Annotated in this window: 20 protein-coding genes and 1 tRNA gene; 9 read left to right on the top strand and 12 right to left on the bottom strand. The window is 38.9% G+C overall.

Features of this window, described 5'->3' with window-relative positions; all coding sequences use genetic code 11:
• Positions 1-30: 30 nt before the first annotated feature.
• The 6 genes from FDF36_RS14955 to FDF36_RS14930 all read right to left on the bottom strand — a co-directional run bounded on the left by FDF36_RS14955 (position 31) and on the right by FDF36_RS14930 (position 3,004).
• Complete coding sequence (locus FDF36_RS14955; protein WP_007478806.1) at positions 31-363, bottom strand: helix-turn-helix domain-containing protein; 333 nt, start codon at positions 361-363, stop codon at positions 31-33.
• A 129-nt stretch (positions 364-492) separates the two neighbouring features.
• A complete protein-coding gene (locus FDF36_RS14950; protein ID WP_044093563.1) occupies positions 493-837 on the bottom strand; it encodes an RteC domain-containing protein in 345 nt (114 codons plus the stop codon).
• A gap of 43 nt (positions 838-880) precedes the next feature.
• Positions 881-1,162, bottom strand: coding sequence for a hypothetical protein (locus FDF36_RS14945; protein WP_032540261.1), 282 nt, complete (start codon positions 1,160-1,162; stop codon positions 881-883).
• A gap of 66 nt (positions 1,163-1,228) precedes the next feature.
• Entirely contained in the window at positions 1,229-1,879 is a 651-nt protein-coding gene (locus FDF36_RS14940; protein ID WP_220391879.1) for an HAD family hydrolase, read from the bottom strand.
• Positions 1,876-2,481, bottom strand: a complete 606-nt coding sequence (locus FDF36_RS14935; protein WP_220391878.1) for a sugar O-acetyltransferase — start codon at positions 2,479-2,481, stop codon at positions 1,876-1,878. The genes FDF36_RS14940 and FDF36_RS14935 overlap by 4 nt, the downstream gene beginning before the upstream one ends.
• Positions 2,482-2,494: 13 nt before the next feature.
• Entirely contained in the window at positions 2,495-3,004 is a 510-nt protein-coding gene (locus FDF36_RS14930; RefSeq protein ID WP_007478802.1) for a nitroreductase family protein, read from the bottom strand.
• 109 nt (positions 3,005-3,113) lie between these two features.
• On the opposite strand from FDF36_RS14930, the gene FDF36_RS14925 reads away from it, so the two are divergent.
• The 4 genes from FDF36_RS14925 (at position 3,114) to FDF36_RS14910 (ending at position 5,094) form a co-directional block, all read left to right on the top strand.
• Entirely contained in the window at positions 3,114-3,956 is an 843-nt protein-coding gene (locus FDF36_RS14925) for a helix-turn-helix domain-containing protein (protein ID WP_220391877.1), read from the top strand.
• Between the two features lie 196 nt (positions 3,957-4,152).
• Positions 4,153-4,467 (top strand): helix-turn-helix domain-containing protein, encoded by a 315-nt coding sequence (locus tag FDF36_RS14920; protein ID WP_220391876.1) that lies wholly within the window; start codon positions 4,153-4,155, stop codon positions 4,465-4,467.
• Positions 4,454-4,747, top strand: a complete 294-nt coding sequence (locus tag FDF36_RS14915; RefSeq protein ID WP_007478799.1) for a DUF3876 domain-containing protein — start codon at positions 4,454-4,456, stop codon at positions 4,745-4,747. Before FDF36_RS14920 ends, FDF36_RS14915 begins: the two co-directional genes overlap by 14 nt.
• A gap of 53 nt (positions 4,748-4,800) precedes the next feature.
• Entirely contained in the window at positions 4,801-5,094 is a 294-nt protein-coding gene (locus FDF36_RS14910) for a helix-turn-helix domain-containing protein (RefSeq protein WP_011202095.1), read from the top strand.
• A 285-nt stretch (positions 5,095-5,379) separates the two neighbouring features.
• Here the strand turns inward: FDF36_RS14910 and FDF36_RS14905 are convergent, their stop codons facing one another.
• The 4 genes from FDF36_RS14905 to FDF36_RS14890 all read right to left on the bottom strand — a co-directional run bounded on the left by FDF36_RS14905 (position 5,380) and on the right by FDF36_RS14890 (position 8,811).
• A complete protein-coding gene (locus FDF36_RS14905) occupies positions 5,380-6,600 on the bottom strand; it encodes a site-specific integrase (protein ID WP_220391875.1) in 1,221 nt (406 codons plus the stop codon).
• 241 nt (positions 6,601-6,841) lie between these two features.
• A tRNA-Lys gene (locus FDF36_RS14900) sits at positions 6,842-6,914 on the bottom strand.
• Positions 6,915-7,008: 94 nt separating this feature from the next.
• On the bottom strand, positions 7,009-8,148 hold the full coding sequence (locus tag FDF36_RS14895) for an AI-2E family transporter (protein ID WP_220391874.1): 1,140 nt from the start codon (positions 8,146-8,148) through the stop codon (positions 7,009-7,011).
• A 63-nt stretch (positions 8,149-8,211) separates the two neighbouring features.
• Positions 8,212-8,811, bottom strand: coding sequence for a thymidine kinase (locus tag FDF36_RS14890; protein WP_005778531.1), 600 nt, complete (start codon positions 8,809-8,811; stop codon positions 8,212-8,214).
• 4 nt (positions 8,812-8,815) lie between these two features.
• Between FDF36_RS14890 and FDF36_RS14885 the strand changes: the two genes are divergently transcribed.
• The 5 genes from FDF36_RS14885 to FDF36_RS14865 all read left to right on the top strand — a co-directional run bounded on the left by FDF36_RS14885 (position 8,816) and on the right by FDF36_RS14865 (position 12,662).
• Positions 8,816-9,592: a hypothetical protein gene (locus FDF36_RS14885; RefSeq protein ID WP_220391873.1), complete on the top strand. Its 777-nt coding sequence runs from the start codon at positions 8,816-8,818 to the stop codon at positions 9,590-9,592.
• Between the two features lie 18 nt (positions 9,593-9,610).
• A complete protein-coding gene (gene rsmI / locus FDF36_RS14880) occupies positions 9,611-10,285 on the top strand; it encodes a 16S rRNA (cytidine(1402)-2'-O)-methyltransferase (protein WP_122130918.1) in 675 nt (224 codons plus the stop codon).
• Between the two features lie 35 nt (positions 10,286-10,320).
• The gene (locus FDF36_RS14875) at positions 10,321-11,178 is read left to right on the top strand and encodes a Cbp1 family collagen-binding glycoprotein adhesin (protein ID WP_005810598.1); all 858 of its coding nucleotides are present in this window, start codon (positions 10,321-10,323) and stop codon (positions 11,176-11,178) included.
• 90 nt (positions 11,179-11,268) lie between these two features.
• Positions 11,269-11,961, top strand: a complete 693-nt coding sequence (locus FDF36_RS14870) for a YjjG family noncanonical pyrimidine nucleotidase (protein ID WP_122130928.1) — start codon at positions 11,269-11,271, stop codon at positions 11,959-11,961.
• Positions 11,962-12,017: 56 nt separating this feature from the next.
• Positions 12,018-12,662 (top strand): MarC family protein, encoded by a 645-nt coding sequence (locus FDF36_RS14865; RefSeq protein ID WP_005778522.1) that lies wholly within the window; start codon positions 12,018-12,020, stop codon positions 12,660-12,662.
• A 109-nt stretch (positions 12,663-12,771) separates the two neighbouring features.
• Here the strand turns inward: FDF36_RS14865 and FDF36_RS14860 are convergent, their stop codons facing one another.
• A complete protein-coding gene (locus tag FDF36_RS14860; protein WP_005823267.1) occupies positions 12,772-14,367 on the bottom strand; it encodes a SusD/RagB family nutrient-binding outer membrane lipoprotein in 1,596 nt (531 codons plus the stop codon).
• An 11-nt stretch (positions 14,368-14,378) separates the two neighbouring features.
• Positions 14,379-17,467 (bottom strand): SusC/RagA family TonB-linked outer membrane protein (locus FDF36_RS14855; RefSeq protein ID WP_220391872.1); only part of this gene is annotated, 3,089 nt, incomplete at its 5' end.

Below are 17,467 nucleotides of genomic sequence, written 5' to 3'. Positions count from 1 at the left end.
CAGGCTTCTTCCCTCTACTGCGTTTTGCTATCAGGGCTGATTTGTCAACTGATTGTCTTTTTCAAACCGTTTGTAGGTTTGAGAATCGGCACGTTCACGAACAAAAGCTCGAATATCTACAGCCCGATAATAGGTTTTCCTTCCGATAGTGAAATAAGGAAGTTGATTATTTACTCTGTAGCGTTGAAGAGTTCGGAAAGATACTTTCAGGAGAAACGCTAAATCCTGATTATCAAGAATCTTCTCATTATCATCTAGTACTGTATCAGTATTGATAAGAGATTTCAAATCTTGTCCGATTACGGTGAGTTTTTTGGATAGCTTTTCCATCCACTTCTCGAAGTTTTCATTGTCTATATACATTTTGCTTCATTTTTTAGTTCAACATTATTATTTTCAATCGATTGATGAAGCAAAGTACGGTAAATGGATGCAAATAAGTTAGGGGTGTAGTATATCTACTCCCCTAACAATTGTTGGTAAGTTCCTGATTTATAGATAGCCTTTCTTTTTACTTTCTTCGGCAATAGCTTTGCGAAGTGTATCTAAAAATTCAGTTGCTTTAGATGGCTTGCGCTTTATGACGCTTTCGTGTTTCTTGTGAACATCTCCTAATTTGATATTAAAGAGGTGTTCAAATGCTCTCCCAATTTCTGTTAATGGTGATTTTGTTCCGGCATGGGTTACTACTCTTTGTGATAGGAATAGTCCACTAATCAACTCCATGATTTCAACTAGGTTGGTATTGTCGGTCAAATAGAGTGGTGAAGGTGGAAGGCTGCTTATTCTATTTTGAAATTGGCTGGGGTACTGAATTTTTAGATTCAGCAGTTCCATTTCTGCGGTAATAGTAGCCTGTACCTTTTGTATGAACAGCTTTTTAAGCGCATTTTTCCCCCTGCCCGTAAAGAGGTATTGTTTCAAGTAAAGCTATCTCGATACGGGTAGCTGCAAGAATTCGATAAGTAGTTGAATAATCATTTCCATTACTTATAGTTCTAATCTGTTCAACAAATTCGCCATAGGCTTCTTGCATTTCATTATTAGTTACTTCTTGTGAGGTTTCAGAGAATAGTCCGAACATCCTCATGTTTAACAATACATTCATAAGCATAATTTTAATGGTAAGTATTATATAGAAAGACTTAACGTCTGATTTCATGCTTTTATATTACCAATAAATATCCATTATGCCAGAAAATACTAAAATCAATCTACGAATATGAATCTAAACTAAATGAGCTTCTTTCTTTAGAAAAGAATGAAGTGATTTGATAGAACTAAACACATATCCTTGATTTTCCTTTTCTAATTTCTTCATTTTTGAGAGCGAGGCTATCCATGCAGCAGATAAGCATTGTATTCCAACTTTACTACAAGCGGTAATATCGGAAAATTCATCTCCAACATATACCATTTCTGCTGGTTGGATATTATATTTTGACATTAGTTCCGTCATTGATTCCGCTTTTGTGTTTCTATCTGGCGATCCGATTGAAATACTATCAAAAAGAGCTTCCATTTCAAAATGGCGAAGCGTAATATCACAACTCCTTTGACCTTTACCTGTTATTAAAGATACAATAATTGAGTTCTCCTTCAACTCTGTTATCAATTCTCTTATCCCCACAAATGGTTGAATGTAGACTGTGTGCATTTCTTTGTATATCACATAAAAATCAATCAGAGCTTTTTCCCAATCTTCTGAAACGACCTCTTTAATCATTCCCTCTTCATTAAGTCTGAATGTTTTCACAATATCATCTTCTGACAATATTTTTGATGCATAGGGAGATACTGCCTGCTTAAAGGCTTCGATACACATTGGGATTGTATCGGCAATTGTACCATCCAAATCAAAAGCGACCAATTTTATCATAGTTTCTTAGTTTGATTGATTTGACGTATCACTTTACATGGATTTCCAACGGCTAAACTATTTGCCGGAATATCTTTTGTAACAACACTACCTGCTCCAATTACACTACCGTACCCAATTGTTATTCCGGGAAGGATTATTACACCTCCACCAATCCAGCATCCATCCTCAATTGTAATAGGCAAAGCGTAAGTGCGGCGAACTCGTTTTATTCCATCTTCTGTTTCAACAGGCGCTAGCCGTTCATCTAAATCAATAGGGTGAGTTGCTGTATAAAGCTGAACATTAGGGGCAATAAGAACATTACTTCCGATAGTGATTTTATTACAATCCACAAAGGTACAACCAGTATTTACAGTAACATTATCCCCTATATGTATATTGCAGCCATAATCACAAATAAATGGACTGGCAACCGAAACTTTCATTCCGATACTACCTAGTATCTTTTTTAGCAAGCTGTGTTTTTCTTCTTTATCCTCATAAGGTAATGAATTATATTTTATTAATAACTTATGTGTTCGGGTCTTTAAATCCAAGAAAACTTGGTTATGACAATCATACCATTCACCAGCCAGACATTTTTCCATTTCTGTTTTCATAATTGTTACATTTTTATAAGATTGAAACTATTTCGGTTATATCTTTTCTTTTAGATGATTTTTCAGGTGGTTGTTTTACATAACCTAATGAAATAATTGCCACAGGGTACATATTGGGAGATAAATGAAGATTATCCTTTAGCATATCAGGATCGAAATTACATACCCAGCAGCTACCTAATCCTTGTTCTGCTGCGGCTAAACAAATATGTTCAGTCGCTATTGCTGCATCAATATCTGCATGGTTCTTATTGTCTGATTTTCTCACCCAAGATATTGAATTGTCAGCACAAACTACAATATAGAGTGGAGCTTCGGTAAACCATTCACGTGGATAAGATTGTTGAATCAGTAGTTTGGGTTTATTACTTTTTACGACAAAAAAGTGCCAAGGTTGATAGTTTACAGCAGAAGGAGCAAAACGGGCACATTCTAAGATGTAGTCGAGTTTTTCTTGCTCAATCATATCAGAAGAATAGTTTCTTGCTGAATAACGTTGTTTTGATAGTTCTAAAAAGTTCATAAGTAATCTAATTTTGATTTATGGCAAAGTTATACCTATTTTATTCTAAATATAGGTATATATTTTCGCTATATTGGTATAATTCCGCTTTATGTGTTATATTTGAGGTATGAAAAAAGAAAATCTTCATCAACCATTTGAGATCAGCTTTAACGAGCATAGTGAATCGTTATTAACTGAGCATGAGCATACTTTTTTTGAACTAGTCTACATCTTAACAGGAACAGGTATTCAATGGATTAACAATAGTATGTTCCCATATCATGATGGACACTTGTTCTTGATAACTCCAAATGATTCTCATTCCTTTGAGATTCACACAACTACAAAATTCATTAACATCAAGTTTAATGACATCTATATACATTCAGCCATATTTGGTTCAGAGAACATCCAGAGATTAGAATTTATTTTACAACATGCAAATCATCAACCGGGTTGCATCCTTAGAAATAAGGTGGATAAGTTATTAGTGAAACCAATGATTGAAGCAATTATTCGGGAGTATGTAAATCGGAATCTGTATAGTAAAGAGATTATCACGCAGTTGATAAATACTATAATTATTGTTGTGGCAAGAAATATAGCTATGTTTTTACCTCAACAAGTCGATGAATGTTCAGATGATAAGTCTCTCGATATTCTTCAATATATCCAAGCAAATATCTATCAAACAGGTAAAATTAGAGCAAAAGAAATCAGTCAGCATTTTGGTATATCTGAAAGTTACTTGGGACGTTATATAAAAAAGCACACCAACGAAACAATGCAGCAATACATATTAAGCTATAAACTAAAATTGGTCGAAAGCAGATTGTTACATAGTCAAATGAGAATAAATGAGATTGCCGAAGAACTAGGATTTACCGATGAAAGCCATTTGAGTAAATTCTTTAGAAAAAACAAAGGCTGTAGTCCTTCAAGTTTCAGAAAAAATAATAAGGCAATATGATGCGTATCTATTCTTAATCTAATATATTTCAGCGATAACATATATACTATTTATCTGTTTTCTTATTTCAATAAGAAGCCAGCAATAGTCAAATCTCACCACTTCCAGACAGTTTTTAAAACGTCTCTTGATTCTTCTTTCATTTGCCGATGAAAATAGAATCAACACGTTTTATAAACCATTAAAAATTAAAAGTATGGAAGTAGTAACCATTGAAAAAAGAACTTTTTCGTATATCTGCGAACGGTTCACCGAGTTTGCCAAACGAATAGAAAGTTTGTGCAGTACTCATACCCAGAAAGTAGAAAACTGGCTGGATAGTCAAGAAGTGTGCCTGTTGTTAGGTTTTAGTAAACGAACACTGCAATATTACCGAAGTAGTGGACGGCTGGCTTATTCTCAAATCGGCAGCAAGATTTATTATAAGTCTTCCGATATTGAAAGAATTATTGCGGACAGTGAAATACAGAATCAATCACCCAAACAAACCACGTCTTATGAAAAGAATTAAAAAAGATTATCCGTCTTTTAACCTGTTTTCCATTGTCGGCACATGGGAAAGCGTTAATCTGAATCCTACGATAATCATTTATCGGAGCGATAAAGAGTACCTTCTTTCTATTATATATGTATCGGAAACCACTAAACAAGCTTCACCCGCTACTTATGAGATACAACAAGATGGTAGCCAGTATTTTATTGCCACAGCATCCAAACTGCTCTATATAGATTATGATCCGGTAAAAGATGTACTTAGCATTTCATCACTTGGTGACTATCTGCGTAACTAACCAGCCATATAGCAATCTTGAAATCAATATTTCAATAAAACAATCTTTCAATCATGGAACTAATAAATAAAGATACTCCGCAAGTCAAAGAATTTATTTCTTCGCTTGATTCGATGCTGAACGGTATTAAATCCATTGTAAAGCATTACAAGCCCCATCTGAATGGGGAGCGCTTTCTTTCCAACCATGAAGTTTCCAAGAAACTGAATGTCAGTTTGCGAACCCTGCAAGAATGGCGAGATACAGGTCTAATCCCCTTTATCCAGATAAAAGGTAAAATCATCTACCGTCAGAGTGATATTGATAAACTGCTCCAAAAGCACTACTTTGAAAGTTGGAAAGAGTAACCTGTCAAGCCAAAAACATTGTTTTTCGGAATTTAATTTGAATCATTGACTTTTCCAGTGAAGTATTTAGTCTGTGCAAGTCTTTGGATAAAAATACGCTCGGAATGAAATGGAGAGGAAGGTTTTTATTCAAACCGAAGGCTCGGACTTGAACAGGCTAAATGCGGAACTTACCTTTGTCAATGCTTCATATTGAAGTTTTGGAAAACTTACCTTAAAAGAAAAAGGTTGAGAAAATGAAATTCATTCTTCCCAATCCTTTTTCTATATTGCCTATTACCTTTATTATATAGTTAATTCTGATAAACAGCTATTTACTTTTTGCATATCCTTGAAAATATTCTGATCCAATACCCTTGCATAGTGTTTTGTTATGCTAGTATCTGCATGACCTAACATCTTAGCAACATTCTCCATACTCACGCCATTTGCAAGGCAAATGCTTGTGGCATAGCTATGACGGGCGGTATGAGTGCTAAGATTTTTATGAATTCCGCACACATCGGCAATTTCTTTCAAATAACTGTTCATGCGCTGATTGCTCAATACAGGCAATAGTTTTCCAGTGCATTCTGCCACATTTTTATACTTTTCAAGTATTGAAACTGCCACAGGTAGCACAGGAATGTTACACATGATTTTAGTCTTTTGGCGGTTCTTCCTTATCCAAAGTTCCCCTTTATTGTCTTTTACCAAGTGTTCAGGTGATAAGTCTTTCACATCGCTGAACGCCAAACCAGTAAAAACGCAAAAAATGAAAACGTCCCGTACCTGTTCTACTCGCTTAATGGTGAACTCTTTGGCGAGAATAATTTTAATCTCGTCCATTGTCAGAAATTCAGGATCAGTTTCTTCTAGTTTGAAACGATAGTAAGCGAATGGATCTTTCTTTATCCAATCGTTTTCCAAAGCAATGCGGATAATCTTCTTCAAGTTCTTTAGTCGGGTGATAGCCGAGTTCTGCGCACAACCTTTTTCGATTTTCAAGAAAGCATCAAACTTAGAAATAAAGTTAGCTTCCAAGTTGTTCAGAGCAATATCCGATAGCTGATATTCTTTCTTAATAAATTCCTCCAAATATCGGGTAGTGGTTTCATACCGTTGAACGGTCTTACTAACGAAGTCTTTGCCGATCAGCTTACGGCTTTGTTCGTTATGCTCTCTGAATACCTGCAAAAGAGTTTTGCTTTCCTCGTCCACACCATAATATAACTTTCTCACAAGATCAACAGTGATAACCTTACCGGAAGTTTCCAGTTCTCTATAAATTTGGTGTACGTGGGAACGTGTGATTTCTAAGTAGTGGTTCAGTTCCACCGACATACGGTCTTTACCTTTTGAATTCTCTTTTGCCTGATTCCATAAGTTTACAGGACAGCTTCTTTTGATAGAAATATCTGCCATACAGCCGTTTACAGTGATTCTCATGCACACAGGTGCTTCTCCGTTCTTTAATAACTTGGCTTTCTTGATAAAGAACAAAACAGAAAATGATTTTCTAGCCATTTTACATCGTTTTTAGAGTTACAAATCTATGTATTCTCTTCCAAAGTACGACCATGCAAAAAGCTATGAATCAGTGAGAAAGATGCAAATTCGTGGGACTTTCTTTGATTAGATTTTAGTCCCACGATTTATCCACCGAGAATATGCTTTAAAGTACCCCTTTTTGCTATTTGGGAGAAAAAAGAAATCCCTGATAATGTCTGATTATCAGGGATTTGCTTGATTTTTCTTTTGTTTTCAGTGATCCGCCTGGGGCTCGAACCCAGGACCCCAACATTAAAAGTGTTGTGCTCTACCTGCTGAGCTAGCGAATCAATCCTTATTTGCGTATCAGTTATTTCCTGATTGCGGGTGCAAAGGTAGTGACTTTTTTTATATCTGCAAGCTTTTGGGTGAAAAAAGTTTCATTTATTTTTCGTCATCTCTTTCTATCTTCTGATTATCAGATATTTCATGTGTGTCGTATTTTATTCTCTCTTTGTTGATGATGAAACGTTGATAATAGGAGAGCATTAGGGTGGTGAGCGGGAGTGCTATGATCATACCTAACATCCCGAGCAAGGATCCCCAGATGGAAAGAGATAAAAGAATGATGGCAGGGTTGAGCCCTGTGATCTTTCCCATGATTCTTGGGACAAGGAAACCATCTTGGATGGCTTGAACAACAATAAAAACAACGAGGGCACCTGCCAGGATTACCCAGAAATTCTCACCGGTATCAGCAGCTTTTAGGATTGCTAATATGACGGTGGGCAAGAAACCGATAATCTGCAGATATGGAACCATATTGAGGGCACCAATGAAAAGTCCCAAGGCAATAGCCATCGGAAAGTCGATGATCAGAAACCCAATGCTGAACAAGATGCCGACACAGAAGGCGACAAGTGCCTGACCGCGGAAATAGCGATTCATTCCATCCTGTATGTCATTGACCAGATTGGATGCAAAGGTACGGTATTTGCCTGGTAACAGGTGAAGCCATCCTTCTGCGATGGATTCATAGTCGAGCAAGATGAATACCACATATAATAAAATGATGAATGAAGCGAATACGCTAAACAGGATATTAATAGATTCCGCAACGAGTGCCCAAAGTTTAGGAACAGTCTCTTTAATGGTATTCATTATATTTTCTTCACTTAAGATTCGGTTCAGTGCCTGAAGGTCGATATGCCTGTGGATAAATTCCGAAAGAGTAGGAGGTACTGTTCCGGAACGATAAGCACCATTAGTCAGATAAGTAACCAACAGATCGTTCATTCGTCCTATTTCGGCAAGCATTGGGGGCACTAAAAGGTAAAAAATGGCAATTCCTACTATGGTAATGCTGAACAATGCGCAGAAAATAGAAATGATCCTGCTTTTAAAGCGTAATTTATACTGGAAAAATTTGACGAGCGGATAAATCATATAAGCGATAAGCCATGCCACAAAAAAAGGTAGCAGTACGCCGCTGAGCCTTTTAAAAAGTATCAGTAATCCCACAATGAGCGCACAGCAGATGGAACCACGTATGAAACTATCAAATGTAATTTTTTTCCTTTCCATAATAATCTGACGTTTGATGTGCGACCTCACCGGAAATGTCCGGGCTTTGCTACCGTGAGGTCATTATGATTTTTCTTTGTCCTCTTGCAGGGCTTTCTGGTAACATTCCCGACATAAAGGTTCGTATTCGGCTGTTTCACCCAATAGCACCTGTTTGTCGTTTTTCACCGTACGGTGTGAAAATGAGGCTAATTGTCCACATTTTACACAAATGGCATGTACCTTGGATACTTCGTCGGCAATGGCACACAAAGCCGGCATCGGACCAAACGGTATGCCTTTGAAGTCCATGTCCAATCCGGCTATGATGACACGTACCCCGTTGTTTGCCAACTGATTGCATACATCTATTAATCCACTGTCGAAGAACTGTGCCTCGTCAATGCCTACCACATCAATTTCGGATGTGAAAAGCAGTATGCTGGCTGAAGAGTCGATGGGAGTGGAGGAAATGGTATTACTGTCATGTGAAACAACGTCTCCCTCAGAATAGCGTGTGTCAATGGCAGGTTTGAATATCTCTACGCGTTGGCGAGCAAACTTGGCCCGCTTCATGCGACGGATCAGTTCTTCGGTTTTTCCTGAAAACATGGAACCGCAAATTACTTCAATTCTTCCTCTTCTTCTCGTCTCTTGTATATGATCTTCTGAAAATAATACCATGCTGATGTATGTTATAATTGGTTGCAAAAGTAATAGTTTTATTGGCTTCTCGGTGTTTTTTCATTATTTATTTCTACATTTGCGAAGTCATTCAAGAAGAAATTCAGATGTAGATATGCAAGCATTGTTGAACGATATAGAATTGGATATTCAGGAACTTAAATGCCTGATGGAGGCCGTTTCGCGTAAACCGGACTCTGCTTTGCGTGAAGTGGCAAAGAGAAATATTGTGCAAATGCGTGGCCGGTTGGACATCTTACTGGAACAGTTAGACCGGGGAGCACTACCGGAAAACGAACTTCCTGACCGGATTATAAATCCAATGCCGGAACCTGTGTCTGCAGCAGCAGCAGAAGAAGAAGAAGAAGAAGAAATAGTTGTGGGTAACCCGGAGAAAGATGAAGAGCCGGTAATAGTTCCGGAGGCTCCGGAGATGCCGGAACCTGAACAACTGGAATTGCCTGAAGTGACCGTAGAACCGGCACAATCGGCTGAAGTATCTATGAAGATTGAAACCAGTACGGCTTCTACACCTATTTTGGCCGAGCGGATTAAAACAGCCGGAGATTTACGCCGTTCAATCAGTCTGAATGATTCGTTTCGCTTTTCCCGTGAACTGTTTGGGGGAAACATGGAGCAAATGAATCATGTGTTGCAACAGATTGGTGAGATGCATTCACTGGATGCGGCTCTTGTTTTCTTATCTTCTAAAATAAAGGTAGAAGAGGAAAATGAAGCTAAAGCTGATTTAGTGGAACTTCTCAAAAAGTACTTTATATAAAAACGCGATTATTAGGATATGGGAAAACTATATGTGGTACCGACGCCGGTCGGGAATTTGGAGGACATGACATTCAGGGCTATTAAAGTCCTGAAGGAGGTTGACTTGATTCTGGCGGAGGATACCCGTACTTCCGGAATCTTGCTGAAACATTTTGAGATTAAAAACGCGATGCAATCCCACCATAAGTTTAATGAACATAAAACGGTGGAGAGTGTTGTTAATAGAATAAAGGCAGGAGAAACCATTGCTTTGATTTCGGATGCCGGAACACCGGGAATTTCTGATCCGGGTTTTCTGGTAGTTCGTGAATGTGTGCGCAATGGTATCGAAGTACAATGCCTGCCCGGAGCGACAGCTTTTGTTCCGGCGTTGGTAGCATCGGGATTGCCTAACGAAAAGTTTTGTTTCGAAGGTTTTCTCCCTCAGAAAAAGGGGCGTATGACAAAATTGAAATCGTTGGTGGATGAACACAGAACAATGGTGTTTTATGAATCTCCACATCGTTTGCTGAAAACATTGACACAGTTTGCCGAATATTTCGGTCCCGGACGTCAGGTATCTGTGTCCCGTGAAATTTCAAAGATTCATGAGGAAACGGTTCGCGGGACTTTGAGTGAATTGATAGAACACTTTACCGCTACCGAACCCCGGGGCGAGATTGTGATTGTAATTGCAGGAATAGACGATTGATAATAACTTCATTTAAAAACGTAAAACGTAATCGTATGAAAAAGTTAGTAGTTTTATTAGTATGCGCAGCTATGTTGGCTTCGTGTAACGGCTTGGGTGGTGGAAGTAAAGACCTGAAGGCAGAAAATGATTCTCTTTTGATGGAGTTGACCCAGCGCAATGCCGAATTGGACGAAATGATGGGTACTTTTAACGAAGTTCAGGAAGGATTTCGTAGAATAAACGCAGCTGAAAGCCGTGTTGACTTGACCCGTGGCACTATCTCAGAGAATTCTGCAACCGCAAAACAACAAATAGCATCTGATATTGAATTCATCACGAAACAGATGGAAGAAAACAAGGCACAGATCGCTAAGTTGCAGGCTATGCTGAAGAATAGTAAGAATAATTCGGCACAATTGAAAAAAGCCGTTGAATCTTTGACCCAGGAGTTGGTTGCTAAAACCCAGCGTATCGAAGAGCTTCAGGCTGAATTAGCTTCTAAGAATATCCGTATTCAGGAGTTGGATGCTGCGGTAACCGGACTGACTGCCGATAAAGAGTCATTGGCTGCTGAAAATGAAGCCAAGGCAAAGACCGTAGCAGAACAGGATAAGGCCATCAACAGTGCATGGTTTGTATTTGGTACTAAATCGGAGCTTAAATCTCAGAAGATTCTTGAAAAAGGGGATGTACTGAAGAGTGCGGATTTCAATAAGGATTATTTTACTCAGATAGATATCCGTACTACTAAAGAGATTAAATTATATTCTAAACGTGCTGATTTGCTTACTACTCATCCGGCTAAATCTTATGAGTTGGTTAAAGATGATAAAGGTCAGCTGACTTTGAAGATTACGAATCCGAAAGAATTCTGGAGTGTATCTAAATATCTGGTAATCCAGGTCAAATAAGTAGTATAAAACAGACGTAACTGATAAGGGCACGGACTACACAGTATGTAATCCGTGCTCTCTTTTTTGAAATGTATCTGATATATGAATATGAAATATAGAAACCTGTTTTTTGATTTAGATGATACTCTTTGGGCTTTTTCCCAGAATGCGTATGATACGTTTGAGGAAGTTTACGATAAATATGAATTGGGAAGGTATTTCGATTCGTTTCCCCATTTTTATTCTCTTTATCAAAAGAGGAATGCAGAATTGTGGGTAGAATATGGAAACGGTGAGGTGACTAAAGAAGAGTTGAATCGACAGCGTTTTTTATATCCTTTGAAAGCTGTTGGCGTTGACGATGAAATGCTTGCAAAACGTTATTCTGACGATTTCTTTTTGATAGTTCCTACTAAAAGGCGGCTAATGCCGTATGCGGAAGAGGTGCTTTCGTATTTGGCACCTAAATATAATTTGTATATTCTTTCAAATGGTTTCAGGGAATTGCAATCCTGTAAAATGCGTTCGGCAGGCATTGATACATATTTTGATAAAATAATTCTTTCGGAAGATCTGGGAGTGATGAAGCCTTGGCCGGAAATATTTCATTTTGCTTTGTCGGCTACACAATCCGAACTACGTGAATCATTAATGATTGGGGATAGTTGGGAAGCTGATATTGTTGGTGCCCATGGAGTGGGAATGCATCAGGCTTATTATAATGTATCCGGACGCACTGATTTTCCTTTCCGTCCTACTTATTCAATGACTGATTTGAAAGAGTTGGTGGAACTGTTGTAACATTTATAGATATATTGTATTTTTGCGTTCAATATAGAACGCATAAAAATACAACTATGGACACTCTCTTGCCTTTTGCTTTACTCTGTTTCACTTCTTTCTTTACATTAACTAATCCGTTGGGTACAATGCCCGTTTTTCTGACCATGACTCATGGTATGACTGATAAAGAGCGGCAAGCGGTTGTTCGCCGTGCTACTTTTGTCTCGTTTATCACTTTAATGGTATTTGTTTTTGCAGGGCAATTCCTTTTTAAATTCTTTGGTATTTCGACCAACGGATTTCGTATTGCAGGTGGAGTGATTATTTTCAAGATAGGCTTTGATATGTTGCAGGCACGGTACACTCCGATGAAATTGAAAGATGAAGAGATTAAAACCTATGCTGACGATATTTCGATCACTCCACTTGCCATACCTATGCTTTGTGGTCCGGGGGCGATAGCTAATGCCATTGTTTTGATGGAGGATGCCCATACCATTGAAATGAAAGGAACGTTAATTGGCATTATTGCTTTGATCTATTTTATTACCTTCTTGATTCTGCGTGCGTCTACCCGATTAGTAAAAGTGTTGGGGGAGACCGGAAATAACGTGATGATGCGTTTGATGGGACTTATTTTGATGGTGATTGCTGTTGAATGTTTTGTCAGTGGATTGCATCCGATATTGGTAGGTATCTTGAAAGAAGGGTTGCTATAAATCAGATACTGATTCGTTCAGAAAAAGAAGAATGCCCGGATACGTTTTATATGTAAATCCGGGCATTCTCTTTATTGTTTGATAAATACTTTAGAAAGCATTATGCTGATTAGCGGCTACCGCCGGCCCACCAAACCGGATCGGTATATACATACTGGCCGTTTCCGAATGCAGATTCTACGTTCGGGTTTGCACTTACATCATCTGCTCCGTAAGGTGCGCGAAGTGGGAACTTGTAAGGGTTGTCCAGTTTGATATATTCCTCACCCATTGCTTTGAGGCGGCGTACATCATTATAGCATTCTGTTGTCTCACCGAAGGCTCCAAGGAATGCAATATATTTCTGTACCATTACCTCTTTTACAGGATTGGCATCGAATAATGGTTTTACGTTGTTGGTGAAATACTCTTCTGCTTCAGCAGTTGTGATAGCTTTGGTAGTCTCTTTAACGCCTCCGTAACTTTTTACTGTAGGAGCGTTAAGTGCAGCTGTTACACCTGTTTCTGCATTTGCAATGGCTGCAACAATAGCATCTTTCAGAGCATCTGCCGCATCATTGGTCTTATTCAAGCGAGCCAATGCTTCAGCTTTCAGGAAAAGTAATTCATGATAGCTCATTAATAAGGTTGGACATGTTTGCGAATATACGAATATAGGAGTATTATATTCATATTTAACAGACTCTGCCGTACCGTTATCGGCCATAAGGAATCTTGGGTCATCTGCACCGGTTACTTGGATGGACACAGCTTTTTCTTCTCCAGTTACCTTACCTTGTCCAATGCAAAAGATACGGCGTAATCTCGGATCCTTACGTTCTATTAGTTTATCAGCGTAGCTTTTACTTGCAGCCAATCCGTCACGGCTCCACTGGAAGTCAAATAACGGGTTTAAGTTTGTTGCACTATAAATAGAGAAAGCAGCTTGATCCTGAATAGATGTATATGATTTCTCTATGTACTCTAAAATTTTTTGTAAATCAGCTTCTTTTGAAGAAGAACGAGCTAACAGACGCATTGTATAACGAGCTTTCAAGCCGTATGTTAGTTTTAACCATGCTTCTCCGTCACCTTTATATATGAAGTCATACTCACCAATTTCATCGCTTTTGTCACCTTTGGGAAGATCAGTGATTGCTGCATCCAAATATTCCATAATGGTAGTATAAATAGCTTCTTGCTTATCTAATTCCGGAGTCATAAACTGGGGTTGTCCATTGACTAATTCCGGAAGGGCAGCCTGGCTGAAAGGAGTGTCACCGAATGAGTCTGCGATCAGTCCTGCATTGATTGCGGCCAATACTTCGGCAATACCTTTGGTTGTATAATTGGCTGAAACCTCATTTGAGCTTATGTTAATTGCGATACGTGCATTCTTCAGTGTAGAGTATAAATTACCCCATACATTGTTAAAAGTAGAAGATGCCGAAGGCTCTCCGTTACGCTTTTCCGCATTTGCCAATTGATTGTCTACTCCAACCATATGCTCTACGTAGGTAGAATAATATGTATTAAAGTCGCCTCCGATATTGCTAAATGCAGTTGCAGTGATTACGTCAGCCAAGATGAATTTGGCAGGTACACTGGTTGTGTGGTCTTTGTCTTCATTAATACGATCCATTGTATCTTCCGAACAGGAAGCAAATGCAACGGAAATCAATGCCACAGACAATATGCCTTTTGATAAATTAAATATTGATTTCATTTTTGTCCTTTTTAGAATTTAACTGTAATACCAAAACCATAGCTTGATGTTCCCGGGAGCGAGAAGCGTTCGAAAGCACCAGCCATGTTGTTATTTCCCTGTGATGATTCAGGGTCAATACCATTATCCATTTCTGACCAAAGCAATAAGTTACGTGCAAAGACGTTTACTGTTACGCCTAAGTATGACTTATCCAGTACCGGATAACTTAAAGCGATTTCGCGTAGTTTCAAGAATGAAGAACCGTATACTCCGGCTTCAGAGATCGTACTCAATCTGTCGAAGTAATTATAAGCGTTCTCACCGCTGATCTTGATGTCATTAGGTGCGTAAGAACCATCTGCCAACTGTTTTACAGCCGGTTTATTGAAGTAGAAGTAATCAGCTTTACGATAGTCTGCTGATTTCTGGGTTACACCATAATAGTCGAGTGTTGACACAGTACCGGCATACATACATCCACCTTGCTTCCAGTCAAGTACTGCAGAGAGGCGGAACTTATAAAATTCAAAAGTAGTATTGAAGCCCAGTCTGAAGTCAGGAGATACACTTCCCAACACTCTGTTTTCACCTAATGTCGGCATACCGTTTTCATCTACAACAATCTGGCCTTCCTCGTTTCTTTGATAGCTTGTACCATAGATAACCGGGAATTTATCACCGGCACTCAGACGTACTTGCGGATCAACAAAACCTCCTAACATGATGCTTGATACACCCGGAGCTAATTTATCGACATAGTTGTCGATTTTAGAGAAATTGAATGCAAAATCCCAGTTGAAGTTCTTAGTTTGGATCGGATTTACACTCAAAGTGATTTCATGTGAGTTTGTATGTACCGATCCACCATTTGTGATCAATTCGCTATATCCGGTAGAAGTAGCCAAAGGCACCTCGAATATCTGATCCTTTACATTCTGGCGTGAGTATGTATAGTTCAATGAAACTAAACCGTTCCAGAAACTGAAGTCTGCACCGATTTCGTATGATTTGGTGTTCTGAGGTTTCAGGTTAGGATCATAAATTTTGTAATATGGAATATATGAGCTGATTGATCCAATAGGATACTGGATAGGAGTTCCTGAAGAGAATCCGCCACCATAGACCGGAGTTTTATAGTAAGAAGGATAGTAAGTACCTGCCTGCCCTACTTCTGCATAAGAAGCGCGAATTTTACCATAAGTCAGAACATCATTCTTCAGTGCTTCCAATTCGGTAAAGATGAAACCAAGAGAAACGGAAGGGTAAGTGAATGAACGGTTGTTGCGTGGCATGGATGAAACAATATCATTACGAACAGTAGCATTCAAATACAGCATGCTACGATATGCTAATGAAATGTTACCGAAGTTACCAACGGTACGCTCGCGATGGTAGGTTCCTGTAGACGAATAGATTGATGCGTTAGCTATATGGTTCCATCCTGGGAAATTGAAGTTATTTCCGAGGTTGTATTTGTATTTTGAAGAATTATCGACTAATTCATTACCATATAATACATTTAAGTCAAGTTCCGGAGTGATTTTCCAGTCATAAGTAACAGTTAACAATGAATTTATTTCATTGTTTGTAACGCTCTGCTCTTCAATGCTACCTGTTCCGTTGGAGTGTCCATATCCCCATGTATCGGTATAGTTAGTGGTATAAGCATCGGTACCTAACTGGTATTTTACATCCAGTTTATGATTTTCTGTACCGAAATCAGTAGAATATTTAGCAAATGCATTTCCAAAAAAACGTTGAGTACGTTCTTTAAAAGAGTTATTTTCAACGGCCCAATAAGCACCATCGAAACCGCCTGTCGAACGATACGTGTTTTGTGTATAAGGATCTCCATCAATGTGTGATGGGATACCGGCTAAATCGTAGCTGGACGGTGCACCATATACAGTTGCCAGGATACCATTGTTGGCACCGGTTTGCTTTTTGATTTTAGAATAAACGAAGTTTCCATTGAAACCGGTAGACCAATTCTTGTTCAATTGAGCTTGTGCAGTTAGTTTTGCATTATAACGATCCATACCTGTAGAAGGTACAATACCGTTTGCAGTAGTACTTCCTAAAGACAAAGAGTAACTTCCTTTATCGAGGCTTTGTGCCACGTTTGCACTGCTGTTCCACGTTACACCTGTATTAAAGAAATCTTTAGCATTGTCATATGCACGAGGAGTAGCCCATGGGTCCAGTCCTGCTTTGGCACGCTGGTCTACATAGTATTGCCCCTGATGTTTACCGTATTTCTGGGTATAGGTATTATCCGTATTGCCACCATATTTGGGATCGTTAGCCAGCTCTGAGATCAAAGGGCCCCAAGAACGAGAATCTGATGGGCTAAAAGCACCATTAAATCCTTGTGCGAATTCTTTTTGGAAATCCGGCATAGTAGAAACCTTATCGAATGATAAACCAGTGTTGATGGTAACTTCCGGTTTACCTTTACGTGCACCTTTACCGCTCTTGGTAGTGATTACTACCACACCATTTGATGCGCGCATACCATACAGAGCAGAAGCAGCTTGACCTTTCAGGATGTTGATGCTTTCAATGTCATTCGGGTCGATATCTACCGCACGGTTTGCATAGTCAGAGCCTGTAACAGAGTTGAAAGTATCCAAGTCTGTAGATGATGAGATAGGCATACCATCCACAACATACAGGGGAGTGTTATCTCCTGTAAACGAGCGTGATCCGCGAATAGTCATTTTGGAAGAGGCACCCGGCATACCTGATGACGGTGAGATCTCTACTCCTGAAACTTTACCTTGTAAAGCGCTGGAAAGGTTACTACTTGATGCTTGAGTCAGCTTATCTCCTTTCACATCCTGTACGGCATACCCTAACGCTTTTTTCTCTTTTGAGATACCCATTGCTGTTACTACGACTTCGTCAAGTGCCTTAGCATCAGTCTTTAATATCACTTTGATTATCGGTGCAATTGCTACCTCAGCAGTCTGCATACCGATATACGAAATCTGCAAAGTCTTTGCAGAACTTGGTATACCAGATAACGTAAATTTACCATTTAGATCAGTAATAACACCTACAGTGGTGCCCTTAGCTAATACAGAGGCTCCAACAACTGGTTGCCCATCTTCTTCAG

The organism is Bacteroides fragilis, from assembly GCF_019583405.1.
Taxonomy (GTDB): Bacteria; Bacteroidota; Bacteroidia; order Bacteroidales; family Bacteroidaceae; genus Bacteroides; species Bacteroides fragilis_B.
Note: the sequence above shows the minus strand (reverse complement) of the source record. Positions and strands in the feature narration are given on the sequence as shown.